This is a genomic window from Sphingomonas sp. R-74633 (assembly GCF_013416555.1).
Lineage (GTDB): Bacteria > Pseudomonadota > Alphaproteobacteria > Sphingomonadales > Sphingomonadaceae > Sphingomonas.
In genome coordinates this window covers 315,876-338,553 of record NZ_JACCFG010000002.1, presented here as the reverse complement: position 1 = coordinate 338,553, position 22,678 = coordinate 315,876, and the positions used below count along the sequence as shown (strand labels likewise).

13 protein-coding genes are annotated in these 22,678 nt (G+C 65.0%); 7 read left to right on the top strand and 6 right to left on the bottom strand.

All coding sequences use genetic code 11. The features are described 5' to 3' along the window. Positions 1-63: 63 nt before the first annotated feature. Positions 64-1,662 (bottom strand): sulfatase, encoded by a 1,599-nt coding sequence (locus tag HZY97_RS07860; protein WP_257214954.1) that lies wholly within the window; start codon positions 1,660-1,662, stop codon positions 64-66. Between the two features lie 193 nt (positions 1,663-1,855). Here HZY97_RS07860 and HZY97_RS07855 point away from each other — a divergent pair, with 193 nt between their 5' ends. From HZY97_RS07855 to pgi, 5 genes are all read left to right on the top strand, one after another. After that, positions 1,856-3,352, top strand: coding sequence for an arylsulfatase (locus tag HZY97_RS07855; RefSeq protein ID WP_180142277.1), 1,497 nt, complete (start codon positions 1,856-1,858; stop codon positions 3,350-3,352). A gap of 76 nt (positions 3,353-3,428) precedes the next feature. Further along, positions 3,429-5,861, top strand: a complete 2,433-nt coding sequence (locus HZY97_RS07850; RefSeq protein ID WP_180142275.1) for a GH92 family glycosyl hydrolase — start codon at positions 3,429-3,431, stop codon at positions 5,859-5,861. A 22-nt stretch (positions 5,862-5,883) separates the two neighbouring features. After that, positions 5,884-7,443, top strand: a complete 1,560-nt coding sequence (locus HZY97_RS07845; protein WP_180142273.1) for a sulfatase — start codon at positions 5,884-5,886, stop codon at positions 7,441-7,443. A gap of 27 nt (positions 7,444-7,470) precedes the next feature. Next, positions 7,471-8,715, top strand: a complete 1,245-nt coding sequence (locus HZY97_RS07840; RefSeq protein ID WP_180142271.1) for an SGNH/GDSL hydrolase family protein — start codon at positions 7,471-7,473, stop codon at positions 8,713-8,715. Between the two features lie 143 nt (positions 8,716-8,858). Continuing rightward, a complete protein-coding gene (gene pgi, locus HZY97_RS07835) occupies positions 8,859-10,421 on the top strand; it encodes a glucose-6-phosphate isomerase (protein ID WP_180142269.1) in 1,563 nt (520 codons plus the stop codon). A gap of 59 nt (positions 10,422-10,480) precedes the next feature. On the opposite strand, the gene HZY97_RS07830 is transcribed toward pgi, so the two are convergent. The 3 genes from HZY97_RS07830 to HZY97_RS07820 form a co-directional block, all read right to left on the bottom strand. Further along, positions 10,481-10,876 (bottom strand): EF-hand domain-containing protein, encoded by a 396-nt coding sequence (locus HZY97_RS07830; RefSeq protein WP_218942962.1) that lies wholly within the window; start codon positions 10,874-10,876, stop codon positions 10,481-10,483. Between the two features lie 99 nt (positions 10,877-10,975). Next, positions 10,976-11,899: an ROK family protein gene (locus HZY97_RS07825; RefSeq protein ID WP_257214953.1), complete on the bottom strand. Its 924-nt coding sequence runs from the start codon at positions 11,897-11,899 to the stop codon at positions 10,976-10,978. 158 nt (positions 11,900-12,057) lie between these two features. Further along, a complete protein-coding gene (locus HZY97_RS07820) occupies positions 12,058-13,530 on the bottom strand; it encodes a sulfatase-like hydrolase/transferase (RefSeq protein ID WP_180142265.1) in 1,473 nt (490 codons plus the stop codon). Positions 13,531-13,757: 227 nt separating this feature from the next. Between HZY97_RS07820 and HZY97_RS07815 the strand changes: the two genes are divergently transcribed. Beyond that, positions 13,758-16,595, top strand: a complete 2,838-nt coding sequence (locus tag HZY97_RS07815) for a TonB-dependent receptor (RefSeq protein ID WP_180142263.1) — start codon at positions 13,758-13,760, stop codon at positions 16,593-16,595. 124 nt (positions 16,596-16,719) lie between these two features. Here the strand turns inward: HZY97_RS07815 and HZY97_RS07810 are convergent, their stop codons facing one another. Further along, entirely contained in the window at positions 16,720-17,940 is a 1,221-nt protein-coding gene (locus tag HZY97_RS07810) for an ROK family transcriptional regulator (RefSeq protein WP_180142261.1), read from the bottom strand. Positions 17,941-18,060: 120 nt separating this feature from the next. After that, on the bottom strand, positions 18,061-19,071 hold the full coding sequence (locus HZY97_RS07805) for a hypothetical protein (RefSeq protein ID WP_180142259.1): 1,011 nt from the start codon (positions 19,069-19,071) through the stop codon (positions 18,061-18,063). A 426-nt stretch (positions 19,072-19,497) separates the two neighbouring features. Between HZY97_RS07805 and HZY97_RS07800 the strand changes: the two genes are divergently transcribed. Next, positions 19,498-22,647 carry a TonB-dependent receptor gene (locus HZY97_RS07800; protein ID WP_180142257.1) on the top strand — a complete coding sequence of 1,050 codons (3,150 nt, stop codon included), beginning with the start codon at positions 19,498-19,500 and terminating at the stop codon, positions 22,645-22,647. Positions 22,648-22,678: the final 31 nt, after the last annotated feature.

Sequence of the window (22,678 nt, the reverse complement as noted above, 5' to 3'; positions counted from 1 at the left end):
CGCTGAATATCCCTGGGTGCAAAACGGGCGCCGTTCCTGAGGAAACGCCGCCCGTCAGTGCGATCAATTATGTTCGGCGTCGCCCTTGGTCTTGTAGGGGATGCTCCACCGCTCGGGGAACGGCGCCGAGCCGATGCCGCCCTCATGGCGCTGGACGTTGCCTTCGCGGTTGCGGAAGCCGAACGGGATCTTGTGCTGGCCGTCGCTGTTGGCGAGCTGCTGGTACAGCGCCTCGCGCAACTCGTTGGTCTTGGCGCGATAGGCCGGATCGGCGATGAGATTGTTCATCTCGTTCGGATCCTTGCTGACGTCGTACAGCTCCTCGGTGTCGTAGACGCCGTAATACTGAATATACTTCAGATTGCCGCGCTCGATCGCGAAGGTGGTCGGCGTCATCGGGAACGACCATTCCCAGAAATACTCATAGACGAAGTCCGGTGCCTTCCATTCGCTCGCCGGGGTCTGGCCGGTGATCAGCGGCCAGGCGCTGACGCCCTCGAACTGCTTCGGGCGCGGCGCGCCGGCAAGGTCGAGGAAGGTCGGCGCATAGTCGAGGTTGCGCAGGCGACCGGTGTTGACCACGCCGGCGGGGACGGTGCCCGGCTCGTACATCACCATCGGCACGCGCACCGAAGGCTCATAGGCGGTGCGCTTGTCGATCAGGCCGTGGTCGCCGATCTGGTAGCCATTGTCCGCGGTGAACACGACCAGCGTGTCCTTCTCGAGCCCGTTCTTCTTGAGGTAGGCCATCACCCGGCCGACGCTGTCGTCCACCGCGGAGAGCGTGGCGTAATAGTCCTTCAGATAATCCGACATCTTCCGGTCCTGATGGTAGAAGAAGTCGAGGCCGTGCCAGGTGTTGCGCTGGTTATAGACCCACATCGGCTTGCCCTTGTAATTCTCGGGCGTGTTGGCGGCGCTCGCCGGGATGTCGAAATTGACGTTGTCATACTGGTGCTCGTAGCGCTTCGCCGGCTGCGGATCGGCGTGCACCGCCTTGTGGCTGAGATAGAGGAAAAAGGGCTTCTTCTGGTCGCGGCCCTTCTCCAGCCAGTCCATCGCGTAATCGGTCAGCTCGTCGGTGATATAGCCCTTTTGCGGCACGCTCTTGCCGTCGACGTTGAGCGTGCGCTGCATGGGATTGGCGGTGGGGTAATAGAAGCCCTGGCCGCGGAAGCTGATCCATTTGTCGAAGCCGGGGCGGGGGGCATCGCTATCCTTGCCCATGTGCCACTTGCCGATGAACGCCGTCTGGTAGCCGGCCTGCTGGAGGTAGGACGGGAAGAAGGTCAGGCCCTTCTCGTCCGAACCGCCATTGTCGACCACGCCGTGGTTGCGCGCGGTCTCGCCAGTCAGGATCGTCGCGCGACTCGGGCTGCATAGCGACGAAGTGACGACGGTGTTGGGGAAGTAGGTGCCGCCACGCGCCAGCTTGTCGATATTGGGCGTTTTGATGTTCGGCTGCAGGAAGCCGAGGCCGTCGTAGCGCAGATCGTCGAGCAGGATGAAGATCACGTTGCGCGGCTTCGATCGCGGCTGAGTCGCCTGTGCCGGGCGGGCACCCTTGCCGGCGAAAGCCGATGCCGGAGCCACGGTAACGGGTACCGATACGGTGCCGATGAGCGCGGCCATGCCGAGCAATCGATTGCGCAAACTGGTCATATCCTACTCCCACATGTCTATTGGATCACGGGCATGCCGCGTCACCCTTTTCTTACCGTCCGAGAGCAATAAAACAAAACAAATTATTTTATTGACGATGCCGAGATCGGCCAGCCATATTCCGACGATAAGATAGCTGGGCAGGCGGTGAAAAGCCGCTGCAACAGGTTGCGACCAGGTGAGGGATTGAGTGATGGCGAATGTCGGGCGGCGCGGGTTCGTACAAGGCGCGATCGGCGGGGCGTCGGCACTCGCGGTGGCGAGTGCGACGATGGCGCATGCGGCGCCGCGGCGGCTGCCGAACATCGTCTTCATCCTGGTCGACGACATGGGCTGGGGCGATATTGCCGCCTATAATCCCAACTCGAAGATCCCGACGCCGAACCTCGATCGCATGGCGAAGCAGGGCATGCGCTTCAACGACATGCACGCCTCGTCGGCGGTGTGCACGCCCAGCCGCTACTCGATCCTCACCGGCCAATATCCGTGGCGCAACAGCGACAAGTCGGGTGCGCTGACCGGCTACGCGCCCTCGCTGATCAAGCAGGGCAGGCTGACCGTGGCGGGCATGCTGAAGAAGGCCGGCTATTACACCGCCGGTGTCGGCAAATGGCATCTCGGCCTCGGTGATCAGCCAAAGACGGATTTCTCCAAGCCCTTCCACCCGGCGCCGACCGATCACGGGTTCGACTATTATTTCGGGCTGGCCGCGTCGCTCGACATGCCGCCCTATGCCTATTTCGAGAACGACCATCTGGTGACCCCGGCGACCGACAAGATCGAGGCTGCGGGCAAGGAAGGCGGCGCGGCCAATGGCGGCCGGGGCAATCTCGGCTATCATCGCGGCGGCGGTGCGATGGCGCCGGGGTTCAAGTTCGAGCAGGTGCTGCCGGACTTCACCGACAAGGCGATCGAGATCGTCAACCGCCAGGCGAAGAAGGCCGAGCCCTTCTTCCTCTATTTCGCGCTGACCTCGCCGCACAATCCCTGGCTGCCGCTGCCCGAGTACAAGGGCAAGTCGCGCGCCGGCGATTATGGCGACTATGTCTACCAGACCGATGCGATGGTCGGAAAAGTCCTCGCCGCGATCGAGGATGCCGGGATCGCCGGCGACACGCTGATCTATTTCACCAGCGACAATGGCGCGCCCTGGGACGATGTGCGGATCGAGCAATATGGCCACCGCGCCAATGCCGACTGGCGGGGCCGCAAGTCGGACGTGTGGGAAGGCGGTCACCGCATCCCGTGCATCGTCAAATGGCCCGGCCATGTTGCCCCCGGCAGCGTCTCAAACGAGATGCTGTCGCTCACCGATTTCATGGCAACGGTCGCTGCGGTCACCGGCCAGAAGCTGCCCAGCGACGCCGCCGAGGACAGCTTCAACGCGCTGCCGTTGCTCGAGGGACGTAACAAGAAGCCGATCCGCGAGACCATCATCCACGAATCGGGCAAGGGCCTGCGCAGCATCCGCGAAGGCAGCTGGAAGCTAGAGATGGGCCTTGGCTCGGGCGGGTTCAGCCTGCCCGACAGCGCCGATCCGGTGCCGGGCGGGCCGACGGTCCAGCTCTATGATCTCAAGTCCGATCCGGGCGAGCTCAACAATCTGTGGCACGCCCGGCCCGATATCGTCGAACGGCTGACCAAGAAGCTGAAGCAGGCCGAAGCAGCGGGGCGAACGCGACCGATCTGATCGCTGGGATAGTCTTGCGACATTTGCATGAGAAGAGAGGCGATCGGGTTGGTCGCCATCCGATTTGGAGAGATTGATGCGCGCTACCCTGCGTCCCCTTCATCAGGGGCTGATGCTTACTGCCGCGCTCGCCGCACCGATCGCACAGGCGCAGACCGCGTCGAAGGCGGCGGATCCGGCCGCCGAGGTCAATGTCTTCATCGGTACCACCAATGAGGGCAATGAGTTTCCCGGCGCGGTGCTGCCTTTCGGCATGGTCGGGTTCAGCCCCGAGCAGGTGCCGATGGAAGGCAACAAATTCCCAACGCTGACCAACGGCTATGAGTGGAACGCCACGCTGATGCGCGGCTTCAGCATGACCCATATGATGGGCGGCGGCTGCCAGGGCGCGAGCGGCGATATTCCGTTCATGCCGGTCACCATTCCGATCGACCAGTCACCCGAACTGGCGAGCTCGGTGAAGCGCTACACGAGCAGCTTCAGCCATGATCGCGAGACAGCGCTGCCGGGCAAGTACAAGGTCGCGATGGACAATGGCGTGACCGTCGATCTCGGCGCGACTTTGCGCACCGGCTCGGCGCGCTTCAGCTTCCCGGCGGACAAGCCCGCCAACCTGATGATCCGCGCCTCGGCCTCCGAAGTCGGCAGCGGCGACGCCTATGTCGAGATCGACGCGGCGAAGCGCACCGTGAAGGGCTGGGTGGCCAGCGGCAATTTCTGCGGCCAGCAGCCACAGCGCCAGGTCAGCTATTACAAGCTCCACTTCATCGCCGAGTTCGACCAGCCCTTCGCCGTCGGCGGCACCTGGGAAAATGACAGCGTTCGCCCCGGCACCACCACCGCAAAGGGTGGCACCGGCTATGGCAAGGTGCTTCCGGTCGGCAAGGGCTCGGGCGGCTGGATCAGCTTCGACCCCAGGGCCGCAAAGGCCGTCAACATGCGCGTCGGAATTTCCTATGTCGACGAAGCCGGCGCCAGCGCCAATCTTGCCGCCGAGAACCCGGCGGGCACCACGCTCGAGCAGGTCCAGCAGCGCGGCCGCGCCAGCTGGAACGAGATGCTCGGCCGCATCGCGATCAAGGGCGGCGGCAAGGACGAGCGCACGGTGTTCTACACCGCGCTCTATCATTCGCTGATCCACCCGACCCTGCTGAGCGATGTCGACGGCCGTTACTCGGGCTTCGACAAGCAGATCCACCGTGTCTCGAAGTTCCAGAAGGCGCAATACGGCAATTATTCGGGCTGGGACGTCTATCGCTCGCAGGTCCAGCTGGTGACTTTGGTCGATCCGCGCGTCGGCTCCGATTTCGCCCAGTCGCTGCTCAACCAGGCCGATCAGAATGGCGGCGTGTGGGACCGCTGGACGCATATCACCGGCGCCACCCAGGTGATGAACGGCGATCCCGCACCGCCCACCGTTGCGGCGATCCACGCCTTTGGCGGCACGATGTTTGATCACAAATCGGCCTATGCCTCGCTGCTCAAGGCGGCGACGGTGCCGACCGCGCTCGACCTCAGGAAGGACGGGCCGAAGAACGGCCTCGGCCAGCGCCCCGGCCTCGATCTGTGGTTGCAGCACAACTACATGCCCGTCGGCTCTCCGGTCTGGGGCGCGGCGGCGACCACGCTTGAATATGCCGCGGCGGACTTCGGTGTGAGCGAGTTGGCCCGCCAGGCGGGCGACACTGCCAATGTCGCCAAGTTCCGCGCGCGCGCCGGCTGGTGGCGCAACCAGTTCAATCCCAAGGCGACGCCCGAGGGTGGCTATATCCAGCAGCGCAACGCCGATGGCAGCTGGCCGGCCTTCCAGCCGGGCACCGGCGACGGCTTTGTCGAGGGGAGTGCCGCGCAATATCTCTGGATGATGCCCTTCGATCCCGCCGGGCTGTTCGAGATACTCGGCGGTACCGAGACGGCGCGGAAGCGGCTCGATCGCTATTTCCAGAACGATAAGGGCGAATGGGTCGTCACCAGCACCGATGACGGCCCCAATGCCCGCGAAAAGGCCGGGCGCCTCCATCCCGAGCTCGGCAATGAGCCCTCAATTGGTCAACCCTGGCTGTACAATTTCCTCGGCGAGCCGTGGAAGACCCAGGCGATCGTGCGGACCGCGCAGCGGCAGATCTGGACCAATGCGCCGAACGGCATCTCGGGCAATGACGATCTCGGGCAGATGTCGTCCTGGTACGTCTTCTCCGCGCTCGGCTTCTATCCGCTCTATCCGGGGCGCTCGGAACTGGTCATCGGCAGCCCGCTGTTTCCCGAGGCGGTGATCCGCCGGCCGGGTGGGGCGACGATCACGATCCGCGGCAGCGGCGCCGCGCTGGCTGCGCCTTATGTCACCGGGCTCACCTATGGCGGCAAGCCCTGGAGCAAGTCGTGGTTGCCGGCGGACTTCATCGCCAAGGGCGGCGTGCTGGCCTTCCAGCTGTCCGGCACGCCGAACAAGGCCTGGGGCGCGGGTGCCGGCGACGTGCCGCCGTCCTTCGGGCCGGGTTCGGTGAAATGACGCGGGATTTTGGAGAGTGAGCATGAAGCGCAGAGACTTCCTGATGTCGGGCACCGCCGCCGCGGCTGCCCTCACCACGACGGGGCTCGAGGCCAAACCGGCGCCCAAGACGCGCAGGCCGAACCTGCTCTATGTGTTCAGCGACCAGCACCGCGCCTGCTCTCTGCCCGGCGAGGCCTATAATCAGGCGATGGCGCCGAACCTGGCGGCATTCCGGGCGCAGAACTGCTCGATGAACAAGTGCGTCTCAAATTATCCGCTGTGCACGCCGTACCGCGCGATCTTCATGAGTGGGATGTATCCGCAGCAGAGCGGCGTGCTGGGCAATGAGGACATCCTCAATCCCAAAGTTGGTCCGCTCGGCGAGACTTTCCGCCAGGCCGGCTATCACACCGGCTATGTCGGCAAATGGCACATCCACGGACAGGACAAGGTCGGCGGCGAGGATTTCCGGTTCATCCCCAAGGGCCCATACCGCATGGGCTTCGAGGACTGGCACGTCTGGGGCAACACCAACGACCACTACCATAGCTGGACGTTTGACCAGGAGACGGGCGAGAAGATCTTCCCCGAGGGCTGGCAGCCGACCCGGATGACCGACGAGGCGATCACTTTCCTCAAGGCGCAGGACAAGGAGAAGCCCTGGTTCCTGGTGCTCTCCTGGAACCCGCCGCATCCGCCCTTCGATCCCCCGCCCGAGAAGCGCGATCTCTATCCCGACGACATGCAGCCCACCCGGCCGAACGTCCAGATCCTGCCCAAGGCCGCGGACATCCATAAGGGCGTCCGCACCGGCCGGGCGCTGAGCAAGGCTGCGCAGGGCTATCACGGCTCGATCACCAGCATCGACGAGGAATTCGCCCGGGTGCTCAAGGCGCTCGAAGAGACCGGCATGGCGGACGACACGATCGTCATCTACACGTCGGATCACGGCGAGATGATGGGTTCGCAGGGCCTGATGGGCAAGCGCGTGCCCTTCGAGGAGAGCTGCCGCGTGCCGTTCTTCATCCGCTATCCCGGCGTAACGCGCGCCGGGCAGAAGTCCGACGTGCTGTTCTCGGCGGTCGACATCTATCCGACCCTGTGCGGTCTGGCCGGTGTTCCGGTCCCGAAGCACTGCGCCGGGCGCGACCTTTCGGATGCGATGCGCGGCAAGGCGATCCAGGAGCCCGAGCATGTCTTCCTGATCAGCCAGAATGAAGGTGCCGGCGCCAAGCTTAAGGGCGCGCAGGCCGCCGCCCGCCAGGCGCGCCCCGGCTATTGCCCGCCCTATCGCGGCATCCGCACGCGGACTCACACGTATGTGATGGGCGATACCGGCCGCTGGCTGCTCTTCGACAATGTCGCCGACCCGTTCCAGATGAAGAATCTGGTCGAGGATCCGGCGCAGCAGCCGCTGATTCACCGCCTTGAGGCCGAGATCGAGAAGTGGCTGCGCTCGGTGAAGGACGAGATCTTCCCGTTCGCCGAGGCGAAGAAGGGGATATTCCGCATGGCCGTCTCGCCGAATGGCCCGCGGGCCGAAGGCGGTGCGGACGGCGGTGCCAAGGCAGGGGCGGCCGAGCCGGCTCCCGCCAACTAACAGCTTTCGATTGAGGGGTTTTTCGCGATGAAGTTTCTACAACGCATTGCTGCCGCCTTCCTGCTGGCCTTTGCCTGCACGCCGGCGATGGCACAGGAGCATTGGGTCGCCAGCTGGGGCGCCGGGCAGGCGAAGCTCGCCGGGGAAGCCATTCCGGCGGAGGGCATCACCTATCGCAACATCGTGCACATGTCGCTGGGCGGCAAAAGCGCGCGGCTGGTGCTGTCGAACCGCTTTGGCGACAAGCCGCTCACCATCGGCGCCGTCAGCATCGCGCGTAGCGCGGCGGACGGGGCGGTCACCAATTATCGCGGCGTGACCTTTTCGGGCAAGGCGGACACGGTGATCGCGCCGGGTGCGACGATCTACAGCGATCCGGTCGCGTTCGACGTGCCGACGCTCGGCGACGTGACCGTCAGCGTGTTCCTGCCGGCGCAGACCGTGACGCTCTATACCGGCCACGCGCTGGCGCATGTCACCAACTATAGCGCGGCGGGCAATTTGACCGCCACCGCCGCCATGCCGGGTGCGACCCGGCAGAAGGACTGGCGCGTGCTCGTCGGGCTCGACGTGATGGCTCCGGCCAAGTCCGCCGCGATCGTCACCTTCGGCGACAGCATCACTGACGGCGCCGGCACCACCAACAATGCCAATCACCGCTGGATGAACCACCTTGCCGAGCGGCTCCAGGCCAATCCCAAATACCGCCACCTCGCCGTGGTCAATGCCGGCATCGGTGGCAACCGCATCCTGCACGACGGCGGTCAGCCCGATGCGCGCGGCGGCCAGCATGCGGCCGGGATCGAGCGCTGGTCCTATGATGCGCTCGAGCGTTCGGGGGTGAAGTACATCATCCTGCTCGAGGGCGTGAACGACCTTGGCCGTTCGTCGATCCTGCGCGAAGGCAAGGGCGGGCCGCGCCAGGCCAAGTCGCCGGAGGAGCCGGTCACTGCTGACGACCTGATCAAGGCGATGACCCGGATGATCGACCAGGCGCACGCCAAGGGCATCAAGGTGATCGGCGCGACGATGACGCCGTACAAGGGCGCTAATTATGCGCGCCCGGATGGCCTGGAAGCACGCCAGAAGATCAACGCCTTCATCCGCACCGGCGGCAAGTTCGACGGCTATGTCGATTTCGACAAGGCCGTGCACGATCCCGCCGATCCGGAGAGCTACCTGAAGGCCTATAACGACAAGGACCATCTGCATCCGAACGATGCCGGTACCAAGGCGATGGCCGACAGCATCGACCTGAGCATCTTCAAATAGGCTCCATCCCTGGCCGGCGCGGCGGTTCATGCCGCGCCGGCCTTCTTTTTAAAGTAATTTTCTTTTGTTAATGTTCGGCCTTTCGCCTAACAGGGTGAACAGGGCCGGCAAGGCCCCAAGCCGCATTATCAAGGGAGGAATGGATGTCCGATTGGTCGCAGGTGCGGGGCCTTCCGGATCAGCGCCTGGAGGCGTTGTTCGCCGGGAACCCGGAGCGGCTCGCGGCGCTGACCGCGGACGTGGCGGGAATCCATTTCGACTGGTCGAAGACGCACCTCACCCCCACCGCCATCGCGCAGTTCGCCGCGCTTGCGGGCGAGATGGACTTCGCCGCCAAGCGCGATGCGCTGTTCGGCGGGAAGGCGATCAACAATACCGAGGGGCGTGCCGCCGAGCATAGCGCGGAGCGCGGCGAGGGCGCCCCCGCGAGCGTTGCCCGCGCGCGTGCCGAACATGCCCGGATGCGCGCGCTGGTCGAGGAGATCGACGCGGGGACTTTCGGTCCGATCCGCCACATCCTGCATATCGGCATTGGCGGCTCGGCGCTGGGGCCCGACCTGCTGATCGACGCGCTTGCCGACGAGGTGGGCCGCTACGACATCGCCGTGGTCTCGAACGTCGACGGCATGGCGCTGCAGACCGTGATCGACCGGTTCGATCCGCAGGCGACGCTGGTCGCGATCGCGTCCAAGACCTTCACCACCACCGAGACGCTGCTCAACGCCCGCAGCGCGCTGCAATGGCTTGCCTGGGGCGGGGTAGAGGATCCCAAGTCCCGCGTGATCGCACTCACCGCGGCGCCGGACAGCGCGCGTGAATGGGGTGTCGACCCTGCGCGGATCCTGCCTTTTTCCGAAAGCGTCGGCGGGCGCTATTCGCTGTGGTCGTCGATCGGCTTTCCGGTCGCGCTCGCGCTTGGCTGGGACGCCTTTGCGGAGCTGCTCGAAGGCGCGGCCGAGATGGACCGGCATTTCCGCGCCGCGCCCCTGGCGCGCAATGCTCCGGTCCTCGCCGCCTTCGCCGACCTCTATTACACGCAGGTCCGCGGCTGCGAGACGCGCGCCACCTTTGCCTATGATCAGCGGCTCGCGCTGTTGCCGAGCTATCTCCAGCAGCTCGAGATGGAATCGAACGGCAAGCGCGTCACCGCTGAGGGGGAGCCGGTCAGCTATCCGACCGCGCCAATCACCTGGGGCGGCGTCGGCACCGATGCGCAGCATGCGGTCTTCCAGTTGCTCCACCAGGGCACGCGCCTCGTGCCGGTCGAGTTTGTCGGCGTGGTCGAGCGCGGCGACGGCCTGGCCGAGGATCATCACCGCCAGCTGCTGCTCAACATGTTCGCACAGGGCGCTGCGCTCATGGCGGGCAAGCATAGCGATGACCCCGCCCGCAGCTATCCGGGCGACCGGCCATCCTCGACGCTGTTGCTCGATCGCCTCGATCCACGCACGCTGGGCGCGCTGATCGCCTTTTACGAGCAGCGCACCTTCGTGAATGCAGTGCTGCTCGGGATCAATCCGTTCGACCAGTTCGGCGTCGAGCTCGGCAAGGCGATGGCCAAGGCGGCCGAAGCGGGCGGGCAGGATTTCGACATTTCGACGGCGGACCTGATCGCGCGTGCCTTCGGCTCGACGGCGCGCGATGTCGCGGACCAGGCGACGTTCGAGGAGATATGCCTTCGCGAATTGATGGGCGAGGCCGACTGAAACGAAAACGGGCCGGTCTTCGTCAGACCGGCCCGCTATTTCAGACGGCTGGGAAGCGCTTATTCGCCGCCTTCGCCACCCTTGGCCTCATCGGCGTCGATCGTGCCGTTCTTGTTGGTGTCCGCCGCGTCGAAGCGCTTGCCGGCGGCGGCCTGGAATTCCGCGAGCGTGACCTTGCCGTCGCCATCGCCGTCATTGTTGCTGATCGCCTTGGCAGCGGCGGCAGGCTTGAACTCCTTGCCGTTCTTGGTCGCGCGCGCCTGGAGCACCGCAGTGACCTCGGTCGCGTCGAACGCGCCGTCGCCATTCTGATCCATGCGCGCGAACCCCTTCGCGGCATTGGCGACAACGGCATCACGCGTCGCGCCTGCCTTGAAGCCCATGCCCGCCTGGGCCATCGCCGCGCCCGAAGTGAAAGTCGCAGCAACCGCGACCGCAATCATGATCTTCTTCATTTGTGACTTCCTCTCAAATTGCCCTGCGTATCTGCACTGGACCTGTCGCAAGAGTGTGCCGCCCGGCAGAAAAATCGCATCGATCGCCGTTGCTTGACGCTATTCGCCGACGCCGGCGAGCACGACCGGAAGCGCTGTCGAGGCGAGCGCCAGCGCGCCGAGCGGCCCCGCCATCGCGCCGAGCGCGGGCGGCACGATGAAGCGGTCGATGTCCCCGGCGATCGCCGGCGTATGGGCATAGGCGGCGAGGCTCTCCACCACGGCCCGGCGGATCGGTGTGAACAGCGACGGACGACGCTCGATCACGCCGCCGCCCAGGATGATGCGCTCGGGCGCAGTGCTCATCGCGAGATTGTGGATCATCTCCGCGATCGTCTCGCTCACCGAATCCCACACCGTATGGTCGTCCGGGATATGCTCTCCCTTGAGGCCGGTATGCGCGGCGATTGCCGGGCCGGATACCAGCCCTTCGACGCAGTCGCCATGGAACGGGCAGATGCCGGCGAAGCTGTCGTTGCGCGAGCGCCGGACGACCATGTGCCCCGCCTCGCTATGCCCCAAGCCCTGCACGGTCCGGTTGTTGACGATGATGCCGGCGCCGACGCCGGTGCCGATGGTGATATAGACCCAGGAGCGCAGCCCGCGTGCCGCGCCCCAGCGGCCTTCCGCGAGCGCGGCGCCGTTGACGTCGGTGTCGAAAGCCAAAGGCAGGTCATAGCGGCGGCGGATCCGGCCCGCGAGATCGGTGCCCGACCAGCCGGGCTTGGTCGTCCGGGTTATTGCTCCATAGTCCGCAGCCGCCGGATCGAGCTCGAGCGGCCCGAAGCTCGCCAGGCCAAGCGCGGCGATCGAGGGATAGGAGCGCACCCAGTCATCGAGCACGGCTTCGATCGCAGCCAAAGTCGGCTCGGCCTCGCCGGTCGCGATCCGCCGGCTATCGACGATCGCGTCCGGCCCGGTCCCGAGCGTGCAGATGATCTTGGTGCCGCCCAGCTCGACGCCGGCGAGCAATGGCGTTTCCAAGGTCCGACGAGCGGGGCTCAAAGGGGTGTCGATGTTCATCACGTCTTTCACAACTGGCCGCGCATCAACTGGATGCGTGGTTGCGGCCCGATTGCGCCGGGCGTTGCCGTTCCGAGGCATGGCCGGCACAGGGGCATCGCTGGATTGTCCTGATATTCTCAGGCCGGCCGGGTTCGCCCCGCGGCCTCGGCCTGCTTCAATTTCTGGGTGAGGCGCTCGACGATCTCGGGATGCTTGTCCCACAGATTGTTGCGCTCGGCGGGATCGGTCCTGAGGTCATAGAGCTGCACCTGCGGCCCGCCCGGCACCGGATCGACGCTGATCGGATCGCTGAACCCGCCCGAGCCAAGTCCCATTTCGAGCTTCCAAAAGCCTTCGCGGATACTGCGCATGCCCTTGCCCGATTCGGAGATCATGGTCTCGCGGATCGGCTTCCTGTTGCGCCCTTCGAGCACCGGCAAGGTGTTGAAGCTGTCCTCGGCGGCATCGGCGGGCAGCGCCTGCCCGGTAACCGCCGCGACCGTCGCCATGAAATCGGTGAGCGAGAGCATCTCGTTCGAGACGCTGCCCGGCGCGACATGGCCCGGCCATTTGACGAAGCAGGGGATGCGGTGCCCCGCTTCCCACACGTCCGCCTTGCGGCCGCGCCAGTCGGCATTGGCGCGGTGGCCGAAGCGCTCGATATGGTCCTCGTCCCACATCGCGCCATTGTCGCTGGTGAAGTAGATCAGCGTCTCGCCGGCAATGCCGTTGTCCTCGATCGCCGCCAGCACCTTACCCACCATCGCATCGACCTGGCAGACGAAGTCGCCATAGTCGCCGGCGCGCGACTTGCCGCGATATTCGGGCAGCGGCAGCCAGGGCGTGTGAGGGGAGGGGAGCGCGAAATAGAGGAAGAACGGCTCGGCCTTCTTCGCCTGGCGGTTGACGATCTCGACTGCCTTGCTGGTGAAGGTCGGCGTCACCTGGTCGAAGTCGAAGCCCGGCATCATCGCGCCGTGGCGCCAGAACTTGCCGAACGGGCCCTTTTCATTGGCCTGGTCCTCGGTGCTCGCCGTCGGCGGGGCGATGCAATGGTCGTTCTCGAAATAGACATAGGGCGCCATGTCGAGCGATGCCGGCAGCCCGTAGAAATAGTCGAAGCCGTGATCGGTCGGCGCGGGATGGAAGGGCTTGGAATAGTCGGTCGGCTGCTTGTCGCCGAGGCCGAGATGCCATTTGCCCACGCCTGCGGTGTAATAGCCGGCCTGCTTCAGCATGCCCGCCACGGTCAGCCGGCCCGGCTTGATCAGCGAAGCGGCATAGCCCGTCAGTGCGCCCGGCTTGTCGGTATTGCGCCAGGGATATTGGCCCGTGAGGATCGAATAGCGGCTGGGCGTGCACACCGCGGAGGAGGAGTGCATGTCGGTGAAGCGCATGCCCTGCTTGGCCAGCCGGTCGATGTTCGGCGTGGGGATCCCCGAATTCGGGTTGTTCGCGCCGATATCGCCCCAGCCAAGATCATCGGCCAGGATGAACACGATGTTCGGCGCGCGCTTGGCGGGCTTGCCGATCGCGGTGCCCGCCGCCGCAATTGCCGACGCTCCGCCGATCGCTCCCTTTACGAAATCGCGTCGCCCGACGTTCGCCATCCTCGCTTATCCTCTCGCCCTGCGTGCCATTCTTTGACGGCCTCTCGCCGCCATTGGCAGCCCCTCGCAACTATGCAGGCACTCCCGCAGTCCCGTCAATAAACAAAAGCAAAACAATTTATTGTATTGACGCCACCAAAATGGAGTGACCATATAACAGACAAGGACGTGCGTCCGAGAACGGCAGAAGCCGCGCGGAAAGCATGCCGAACAAAGGGGAGGATATAATGCACGTTCGTGTACTGCGCGCCGCGTTGCTTTTCGCGGTTTCGGCTGGCGCCATGGCCGCCACTGCCGCGCAAGCCCAGGATGCCAAGCCGGCTCAGGACAGCGCACCGGCGCAAGATGCCCAGCCGACCACCGATACCGCGGAGGAAACTCCCGCCGAGCAGGTTGGCAACTATACCGACTCGAAGGGCAACAACATCACCGTCAACGGCGTGCGCGCCTCGCTGGAGCGCGCGGAACGCGTCAAGCGCGACTCCGCGGTGATGGTGGACGGCATCAGCGCCGACGAGATGGGCCAGCTGCCCGATGCGTCGATGACCGAAGCGATCCTGACGGTTCCCGGCATCGACGTGAACGGCAACGGCGCCCTGTCGGCGCGCGGCCTGGGCCGCGATTTCGTCAACCAGGAAATCAACGGCCGCATCGTGCCCAGCCCGCAGCCGGGCCTGCGCGCCGTCCAGACCGGCTCGTTCCCGAGCCAGGGCCTTAGCGGTCTCTTCCTGCAGAAGACGCCGGACAGCAGCACGATCGAAGGCGGATCGGGCGGCACCGTGCTGATCCAGACCATCCACCCGCTGGAAACCAAGCAGCGCGGCCTGCAGGTGCTCGTCCGCGGCTATACCAACACCAATTCCGCGATGCTCAGCAAGGCGAACGACTATGCCAATGTCGCGCCGCGCATTTCGGCGACCTGGGTCGGCAAGCTGGGCGATAATCTCGGTATCGCGCTCACCTATGAGCGCGTGAGCGAGTACAAGACCAACATCTGGAACCAGGGTGCCGGCTGGAGCTTCGACACGGCAACGACCGCCGCGACTCGCCTGCGCAACGATGTGAACAAGGACGGCCGCCGCGATTCGCTGCCGATCGCGCTCGGCGAGCAGGTCGGCGCCGACAGCGATTATCGCAACGCCGCGCTCGGCATGATCCAGTGGGACGTCACGCCCTCGCTGCGCCTCAGCCTCGACGGCATCTACAATGTCGATCATCTGAAGAATTCGGACCGCACCTTCACCGCCACCGGGATCAACGTCGGCACCAACGGTGCGCCGGTCAGCGGCACGGTCAACGAGTTCGATACCGTGGTGGCGATGAACGCGCCGGTGACCACCTATCGCGGCAACCTCGACTTCCAGGATCAGAAGGACACGACCTTCGGCGGCGGTCTGAACATCGCGTTCAACGATGGCGGCCGGATCTCGTTCAAGGCGGACGCGTCCTATTACAAGTCGTTCCGCCGCGGCAGCGTCCGCAACTTCGTCTTCGACCTGGATTCGACCGCGACCACCGTCGCGACGATCCCGAAGGTGCCGTTCTCCTACGACATCTCCAATCCCTATCATTCGGTGTATAATTTCCAGGCGTTCACTGCGGACGATTTCGCTCTGTCCAGCGGCTCGATCGGCACGCCGCGGATCGACGACACGATCAAGGCGCTGCGCGGCGATTTCAAATACCGCGTATCCGACGACAGCCTGCTCCGGGCGATCGTGTTCGGCGTCCGCGTCGACGAGCGGCACAAGACCGCCCGGCAGAACACGCTGAACTACACCTTTGGCCAGGCCTTGCTGCCGAACGGTACGCGCGCCGCCGCGAACCCCAATCTGCGTCCCGACCTCGACTCCAGCTTCCTCGAGCTGCCGACCAATCCGCTGGCGGGGCGCAACCCCTATGTCAGCGGCACCAACACCGGCAGCTTCCCCTGGTATAATATCGACAAGATCGCCGCGCTGATCACCAGCCCGAACACCAACATCGTTCAGGCACCGGCCCAGATCACCGGCTATATCGACGATACCGAGAATACCTTCGCGCTCTATGCCTCGGCGCTGTTCGAGAAGGGCATCCTGAGTGGCAGCGTCGGTACGCGCTATGTCCTGACCGACGCCAAGATCCAGGGCCTGCAGGGCAATGTCACGTCCAGCTCGCTCGTCACCTATGGCAGCAGCTATGGCTATTGGCTGCCGCAGCTGAACGCCAAGCTGCAGCTCACGCGCACCTTCGACGTCCGCCTCGGCCTGACCAAGACGCTGACGCGTCCGCTCTTCACCGACACGACGGTGGGCAGCAACTTCAACCCGGTGACCGCGCTGTCGCAGGGCCGCGCGACGATCAACAGCGGCAATCCGAACCTGAAGCCCTATACTTCGAAGGGCATCGACCTCGCGGTCGAGTGGTTCCCGAGCCGCAGCACCTCGATGACGCTCAACGGCTTTGTCCGTTTCGTCAGCGGCTTCACCCAGGACGTGCAGACGGTCGGAACGGTGCAGGTCGGTGACGTCGTGCTGCCGGCGATCATCACCCAGCCGTTCAACAATCCGAATGTGGTGCGCTTCGGCGGTACCGAGTTCACGGTGCGCCAGCAGTTCAGCTTCCTGCCGGGCTTCCTCAAGAACATCGGCGTGCAGGCCAACTGGCAGCACAGCTTTACCAACGCCACTGCGACCCGCGCTGGCCTGACCCAGGCTGCCGACGTGACGCTGCCGGCGATCCCGGCCGTGATCGGCCTGCCGGGCGGCTTCTCGAAGGATATCGTCAACGCCCAGATCTTCTACGGCGACGACAAGCTGCAGCTGCGCGCGAACTATCGCTACTCGACGCCGCTGTACAATCTGGGCGTTCCCGACGGCACGATGAACCTGACCGCCAGCTACAAGGTGTTCCGCAACCTGCGGATCCTGGCGTCGGCCACCAACGTGCTCTTCTACAATGGCGACTATCGCTTCGTTGAAGACAACCGGGTCCCGGCCGACGGCTATACCAGGAACCAGTCGATGCTGATGGGCATCCGCAACCAGGGCAAGGTCATCCAGTTCGGCTTCAACGTCAGCTTCTGACGCCTCCGACGGGGATCCACCGGTTCTGGATCCCCGGCTTTGCGGGCACGGTCACGGTATTTGCCGTGGCCGTGCCCGAATTTTTTCGGCAGGTCGCAATCGGGGCGGCCAGCCGCCCCTCTGCTCAGGCGACCAGCGAGACGTTCGCGCTGTCGGTCGTCTTCCAGAGCGCGCCCGAGGTGGGAAGCAGGAAGTGGCTGAGCGGCAGGATCGCCGCGCCCACCGCGGGGGCGTCTTCCGACAGCGCGGCGCGGGCGACCGGCGCCACGGCGGGCAGGAAGGACGCCACTTCGCGCATGCGGACATTGATCCGTTCCGCGAGCTGGTCGACCAGCTGCACCGGCAGCCGTCCGCCGAGCAGGATGGTGGCGGGATTGACCAGGCAATTGACCGCTTCGAGCGGCCCGACGAGCCGATCGGCGGCGTCGTTGATCCACTGGTCGATACAGGCCGCGAGCGGGGCGGGCCAATGCTCGTCCTTGGTTACCGCGTCGATCGCAAAGCCTTGCGCCACCACTCGATCGGCCAGCGCCGACAGCGAGACGATATTCTGCACGGGCTCGCACGCCTTGCCGCCGCCGGTGCGCATCAGGCCGATCTCGCCGCTGCGGCCGGTGGCGCCGCGGACATAGGCGCCGTCGACGACCAGCCCGCCGCCGAGGCCGGCCGAGATCAGGATGTAGAAGAAATTGCCGAATTGCTGGCCCATGCCGAGCTGCATTTCCCCCATCGCCGCTGCCGCCGCGTCATTCTCGGTGAAGATCGGCAGTTCGAAGGGCTTGGCGAACAGGCTGGCGAGATCGGTATTCTCCCAGCGCGCATAGGCTTCGGGCCGGCCGGGCAATTCGATCGAGCCGAGATCGTCCGGCATCGCGATGCCGAGGCCGACGACGGTATCGATCGAGACGCGGGCCTGGCGAAGCATGCCCTTGATCGACTCGCGATAGAGCGCGCGCACATCCTCGGGCAGCGCATAGTCGATCTCGCGCGACACGCGGGCCAGAGTCTCGCCGGCGAAGTTCACGAGCACGATGGTGATATGGTCGCGATCGATATTGACGCCGATCGCGTGGCAGGCGTCGCGGCGGATCACCAGCTTCGTCGGCGGCTGGCCGCGGCCACCCAGGCGGCGGCCGGCCTCCTCGATCAGCCCGTCCTGCATAAGACGCTTGGTGATGTTCGCGATCGCCGGCGGGGTCAGGCCAGTGATCTCGGCCAGTTCGACGCGCGTCAGCGAGCCGCGGACACGGATCGCGTGCAAGGTGACGCGCTGATTATGATCGGCCGCACGTTCTAGATTGGTGCCTGAAAGGCGCGCGCGATCACGATTCTCAGCGCTCGTCATAGGTGAGATCCAACTCCTGGCCGGGGGGATATTGGTATCAATTGACCTTCATCCCCCGGCAACTCAAGCGGGAATTCGCTGACTTGCGCCGGGGCAAACCCTCCAGCTGGCCCGAATCCCCTATCGCTGCTTGCTCGCGCCTGCCTGCGGGCGCGCCGGAAAGCGCGGCGTGCAGGGGGAGGGATATTGGCGGTCGCAGCGGGCTGCTTCCGCAATGACGTCGAGCACGGTGACGCCCTTGTACGGGCCGTCCGGCGAGGTCATCTGTTTCGACGAGTCATAGCCCTGCCTGCCGTAGAAGACGGGATAGACGAAGGTGTAGCCATATTTGTGCTGCTCGGCACTGAGCTTCAGGATGATCTCGGCCTGGCGGTCGGGCGTCTGCTTGCCGAATTCGGTGATGCCGGGCGGATAGTCGATATGCGCCAGGCGGGTCTTGATGCCCTGCGCGTCCATGTCGGCAAGCTCCTTCTTGCTCACTTCCCAGGTCTTCTTGCTGACCGCGGCCTGCGCATAGGTGCCCAGCCCGAAGACCTCCTGGCCGCCACCCGCGAAGTTGAAGCCGAGATCCCAGCCCTGCGCCTTGAACGTCTGGAGCATCTTCTTGTGATCGTCCGCCGTGCCATGGCCGGGGCGGACGTCGAGGCTCAGCAGCTTCATGCGCGGAGTGACCGGCAGGTCATGCCAGGCCTGTGCCTGCGCGATCCGCTCCTGGTCCGAAAGGATGTCGTTCTGGTGCACCTTGGGCGTGATGAAGGCGCCGGGCGCACCGGCCTTCATCGCGGCGTTGAGGAAGGGGATGAACTGCATCGGCGCGGCGCCGTCGCCCATCGGGACCATCATGTCGGTGTCGGGCCGGAACTGGACGAAGCGCTCGAGCACATCGGGCTTCACCTTGCGGATCATGCCCAGCAGGTCTTCGCCATTCATGTCCTTCAGCTGCCAGCCCTTCCCCCAGAAGGGGACCATCCGCACCCAGATCAGGCGGGACAAATTGGCGGGCTTCTTGCTGGCCTTGCCGGCCTTTTGCGCCGGCTTGGCCGTCTGCGCCGTGGCGGGCGCGGAGGAATAGGTCGCAGAGCCGAGAAGCAGCGCCGCTGCGGGCACGAAGGCGATGTGCTTGCCGATCATTCGATTCCATCTCCCAGCCTGACGGGCAGCCGTCTCGCGCCAGCCTCTACCGGGCGAAATCTGGCGGGTCGAAGCGCCGTTCGTCAATAGAATAGTTATTTTTGCTTTTCTTATAGGCAGAACCAATGCGTCGCAGGCGACCCGCCGGACGTGGTCGCAAGCCGCATGCCCGCGGGAGGGCCAACCGCGAGAATTCCGCCTGAGTCGAGTATATGGCAACGGTGTCATTTAACTCATACAAGTTGGTGCGGCGCGGCAGGAAACTTGCTGTGTTGCGGTAAGCGCTTGAGTTTGTGCGGAACTAATATGGTTCAAATGTATGAGTTGACAGCGCCCGCGCCGAGGCATAGCCAAATGTGACCGCTAACATCGCGCAATGCGATGAAGCCGAATGGCCCAAGAAGAGGCTTTCACAGGAGGGGATTTATGCACGCTCCAGTTGCGTCACGTTTCACTGCGCGTCGTCTGGCAATGGTTGCGGGCGTGCTGCTCGCCGGCACCGCCTGGCCCGCGCTCGCCCAGACCACGAGCACACCCAGCGATACGCCCGCACCCGCGGCGCAGAGCGTCCCCGAGGATGAGCAGCAGATCGTCGTCACCGGCTATCGTGCCTCGCTGCAAAGCTCGACCAACGCCAAGAAGAACTCGGTCGGCTTCACCGATTCGATCTTCGCCGAGGACATCGGCAAGTTCCCCGACACCAACATCGCCGAGAGCTTCAACCGCATCCCCGGCGTGACGATCGCGCGCGAAGTGACCGGCGAAGGCCTCAACGTCACGATCCGCGGCCTCGGCACCAACTTCACTCGCGTGCTGCTGAACGGCGCACCGGTGGCAGTCGCCTCGACCGGCCGCACGGACTCGCAGAACACCAACCGCGAAGTCGATCTCGACATGTTCCCGACCGAGTTGTTCACGTCGCTGACGGTGAACAAGAGCGGCATCGCCGATCAGGTCGAGGGCGGCGCCGCCGGCACGGTCAACATGCGCAGCGCGCGGCCCTTCGATAAGAGCGGCACGCACGTCACCTATGGCGCGCAGGTCACCAAGAACACGAACAGCAAGGACTGGGGCTATCGCGGCTCGCTGCTCGGCAGCACCACGATGGGCGATTTCGGCATCCTGCTCGGCGTCGCCGGCGTGCACAACAAGGTGCGCACCACCGGCTTCGAGACGATCGGCTGGACCAACCCGAACCTGTCCGCCGCCCAGTGCGGTGCGGCGACCGGGTGCAACCCCACCGGCGGCGGCAACTGGACGATCCCGGCCACCGTCCCCGCCAATTCGGGTGCCGGCCTGATCACCGGTACGCCGATCGACCAGGCGTTCCTGCTCGCGCGCAATCCCGGCGCCAATATCGGGCAGATCGACAACGGCATCATCCCGCGCCTCGGCCGCAAGATGTTCGAGGAAGGCACCAAGGACCGCATCAACGCGATCGCCAGCCTCGAGTACAAGGGCGACAGCTTCCACGCCTATGTCGACGGCATGTTCGGCTGGAAGGACAATCAGCTCGAGCGCGTCGACATGAACTGGGTGGGCCGCAACGGCGCCGCCATCCCGCTTGCCACCACCTATGACAAGAGCGACTGCACCGCGGGCTGCACGGTGACCAAGGGCACCTATGCCAATGCGCAGTGGTTCCTCGAATATCGCCCGTTCATCGAGAAGACCAAGTTCTGGGGCATCAATCCCGGCGCCGAATGGCAGGTCGCCGACAAGCTCAAGCTCGATGTCGCCGCGAACTACACCTGGTCGAGCTTCCACCGTGAATCGCCCAGCGTCGTGGTCCTCACTGCGCCCAACTCGGGCGTGGTCGTGAACTATGACAACACCGCCGGCGAGATGCCGTCGATCACCACGAACATCGATCTGAACAACCCCGCCAACTTCGCCTGGCCGGGCGGCCGCGTGAACATCCAGGACGAGAAGCGCAAGACCGAGACCAAGGGGATCCGCGGCAACCTGACCTGGGGCGATACCAACCTCAACCTGAAGGTCGGCGCCGCCTATGACGATACCTCGCGCACGATCAACGCATACGACAACAGCCAGGCCTGGCAGAATGCGGTGTGCGGCGATCGTCCGAGCGTGTTCGTGCCGTCGCCCAACACGCAGCCGCCGTGCAACGGCCTGGTCCAGAGCGGCGCGGCGCCGGCGGGCTACCCGACCTATCCGGCCTATGGCACCGGCTATTCCGCCGGCTCGACCGGCCCGGTCACCTATGCCGGCTCGCTGATCTCGAACGCGCAGCTCCCCGGGTTGCTGAGCCCGACCTCTGCAGGCTTCGTGACGGTGAACTGGGACGCGTTCAAGGCGGCGTCCAACTATGACGCCTTCCACAATGCCGCGCCCGAGGCGGGCTCGTCCAACACCGGCGCCAGCGGCGGCTATGTCCGCGAGAAGGTGCTCGGTGCCTATGGCGAAGTGAACGGCGATCTTCAGATCGGCGACAACAACCACCTCAACTACAATGCCGGCATCCGCTATGTCCGCACCGACCAGACGATCGGCGGGCGCGTATCGATCTCCGATCCGCGCAACTCGATCGATCCGGACGGCGCCGGGCCGCTGCCTGCGGCATGCCCTGGCACCGGCAATGTCCGCGATGGCAGCTGCTATCCGAACCTCACCAACTTCGTTTACACCGACGCCAAGTACGACAATTGGCTGCCGTCGGTCAGCGGTGCCTTCCATATCGGCGATGCCGCCGTGGTCCGCGCCGCGGTCTCGCGGACGATGACCCGGCCCAACCCGAACACGATGCTGCCGGGCCTCAACTTCTCGAGCCCCTCGGCCGATGTCGGTTCGGTCGGCAATCCCGCGCTGACGCCTTATCTGTCGACCAATATCGACCTGGGCTTCGAATATTATACCGGCCGCGAGGGCTATGTCGGCTTCACCGCCTTCCGCAAGGCAGTGACCGGCTTCACCACCACCGGCACGACCACGGTGCCTTTCTCGGCACTGGGCGCGTACGGCGTGACCTTCGATACGCTGACGCCCACCCAGCAGGCGGCGATCAACTCGCGCGGCGGTGCGAACAGCGCCACCGTGGTGCTCTCGCAGCAGGTCAACGCAACCGGCACGCTCAAGGTCAACGGCCTCGAAGTGAACTGGGTGCAGCCGCTCGACTTCCTGCTCGGCAAGCTCGGGATCAACGGCTTCGGCTTCAACGCGAACCTGACGCTGATCGATCAGACGGGTTCGGGCGCGGCACCTGCGGTTGCGGTCGGCGTGTCGCCGGTGACCTACAATATCACCGGCTATTACGAGCATGGCGGGATCAACGTCCGCCTGTCGACCACCTTCCAGCGCGGCTCGGTCTCGTCGGATGCCAACCAGAACGGCATCGCGCTCGCCCGGCTCTATTCGGACGACTATCAGCAATATGATCTGTCGGCCTCGGTCGACTTCGCCGAGGTGTTCGGCCTGAAATGGGCGCCGCAGCTCACCTTGGACGTGATCAACCTCACCAAGGCGCAGCAGCGCAGCTACTTCCAGTTCGAGAATGCTGCCTTCACGCTTTACGATCCTGGCCGCCAGGTCATGGTCGGGCTGCGGGGCCGCTTCTAGGCGGGCGCCCCAAGGCAAAGGGGGAGTGGCG

What these genes read in the sequence shown, in the direction of transcription:
- HZY97_RS07830 (WP_218942962.1), bottom strand. Translation starts at nt 10,876, where the DNA reads ATGAAGAAGATCATGATTGCGGTCGCGGTTGCTGCGACTTTCACTTCG.
- HZY97_RS07850 (WP_180142275.1), top strand. Translation starts at nt 3,429, where the DNA reads ATGCGCGCTACCCTGCGTCCCCTTCATCAGGGGCTGATGCTTACTGCC.
- HZY97_RS07820 (WP_180142265.1), bottom strand. Translation starts at nt 13,530, where the DNA reads ATGGCGAACGTCGGGCGACGCGATTTCGTAAAGGGAGCGATCGGCGGA.
- HZY97_RS07815 (WP_180142263.1), top strand. Translation starts at nt 13,758, where the DNA reads ATGCACGTTCGTGTACTGCGCGCCGCGTTGCTTTTCGCGGTTTCGGCT.
- HZY97_RS07845 (WP_180142273.1), top strand. Translation starts at nt 5,884, where the DNA reads ATGAAGCGCAGAGACTTCCTGATGTCGGGCACCGCCGCCGCGGCTGCC.
- HZY97_RS07805 (WP_180142259.1), bottom strand. Translation starts at nt 19,071, where the DNA reads ATGATCGGCAAGCACATCGCCTTCGTGCCCGCAGCGGCGCTGCTTCTC.
- HZY97_RS07810 (WP_180142261.1), bottom strand. Translation starts at nt 17,940, where the DNA reads ATGACGAGCGCTGAGAATCGTGATCGCGCGCGCCTTTCAGGCACCAAT.
- HZY97_RS07855 (WP_180142277.1), top strand. Translation starts at nt 1,856, where the DNA reads ATGGCGAATGTCGGGCGGCGCGGGTTCGTACAAGGCGCGATCGGCGGG.
- pgi (WP_180142269.1), top strand. Translation starts at nt 8,859, where the DNA reads ATGTCCGATTGGTCGCAGGTGCGGGGCCTTCCGGATCAGCGCCTGGAG.
- HZY97_RS07860 (WP_257214954.1), bottom strand. Translation starts at nt 1,662, where the DNA reads ATGACCAGTTTGCGCAATCGATTGCTCGGCATGGCCGCGCTCATCGGC.
- HZY97_RS07800 (WP_180142257.1), top strand. Translation starts at nt 19,498, where the DNA reads ATGCACGCTCCAGTTGCGTCACGTTTCACTGCGCGTCGTCTGGCAATG.
- HZY97_RS07840 (WP_180142271.1), top strand. Translation starts at nt 7,471, where the DNA reads ATGAAGTTTCTACAACGCATTGCTGCCGCCTTCCTGCTGGCCTTTGCC.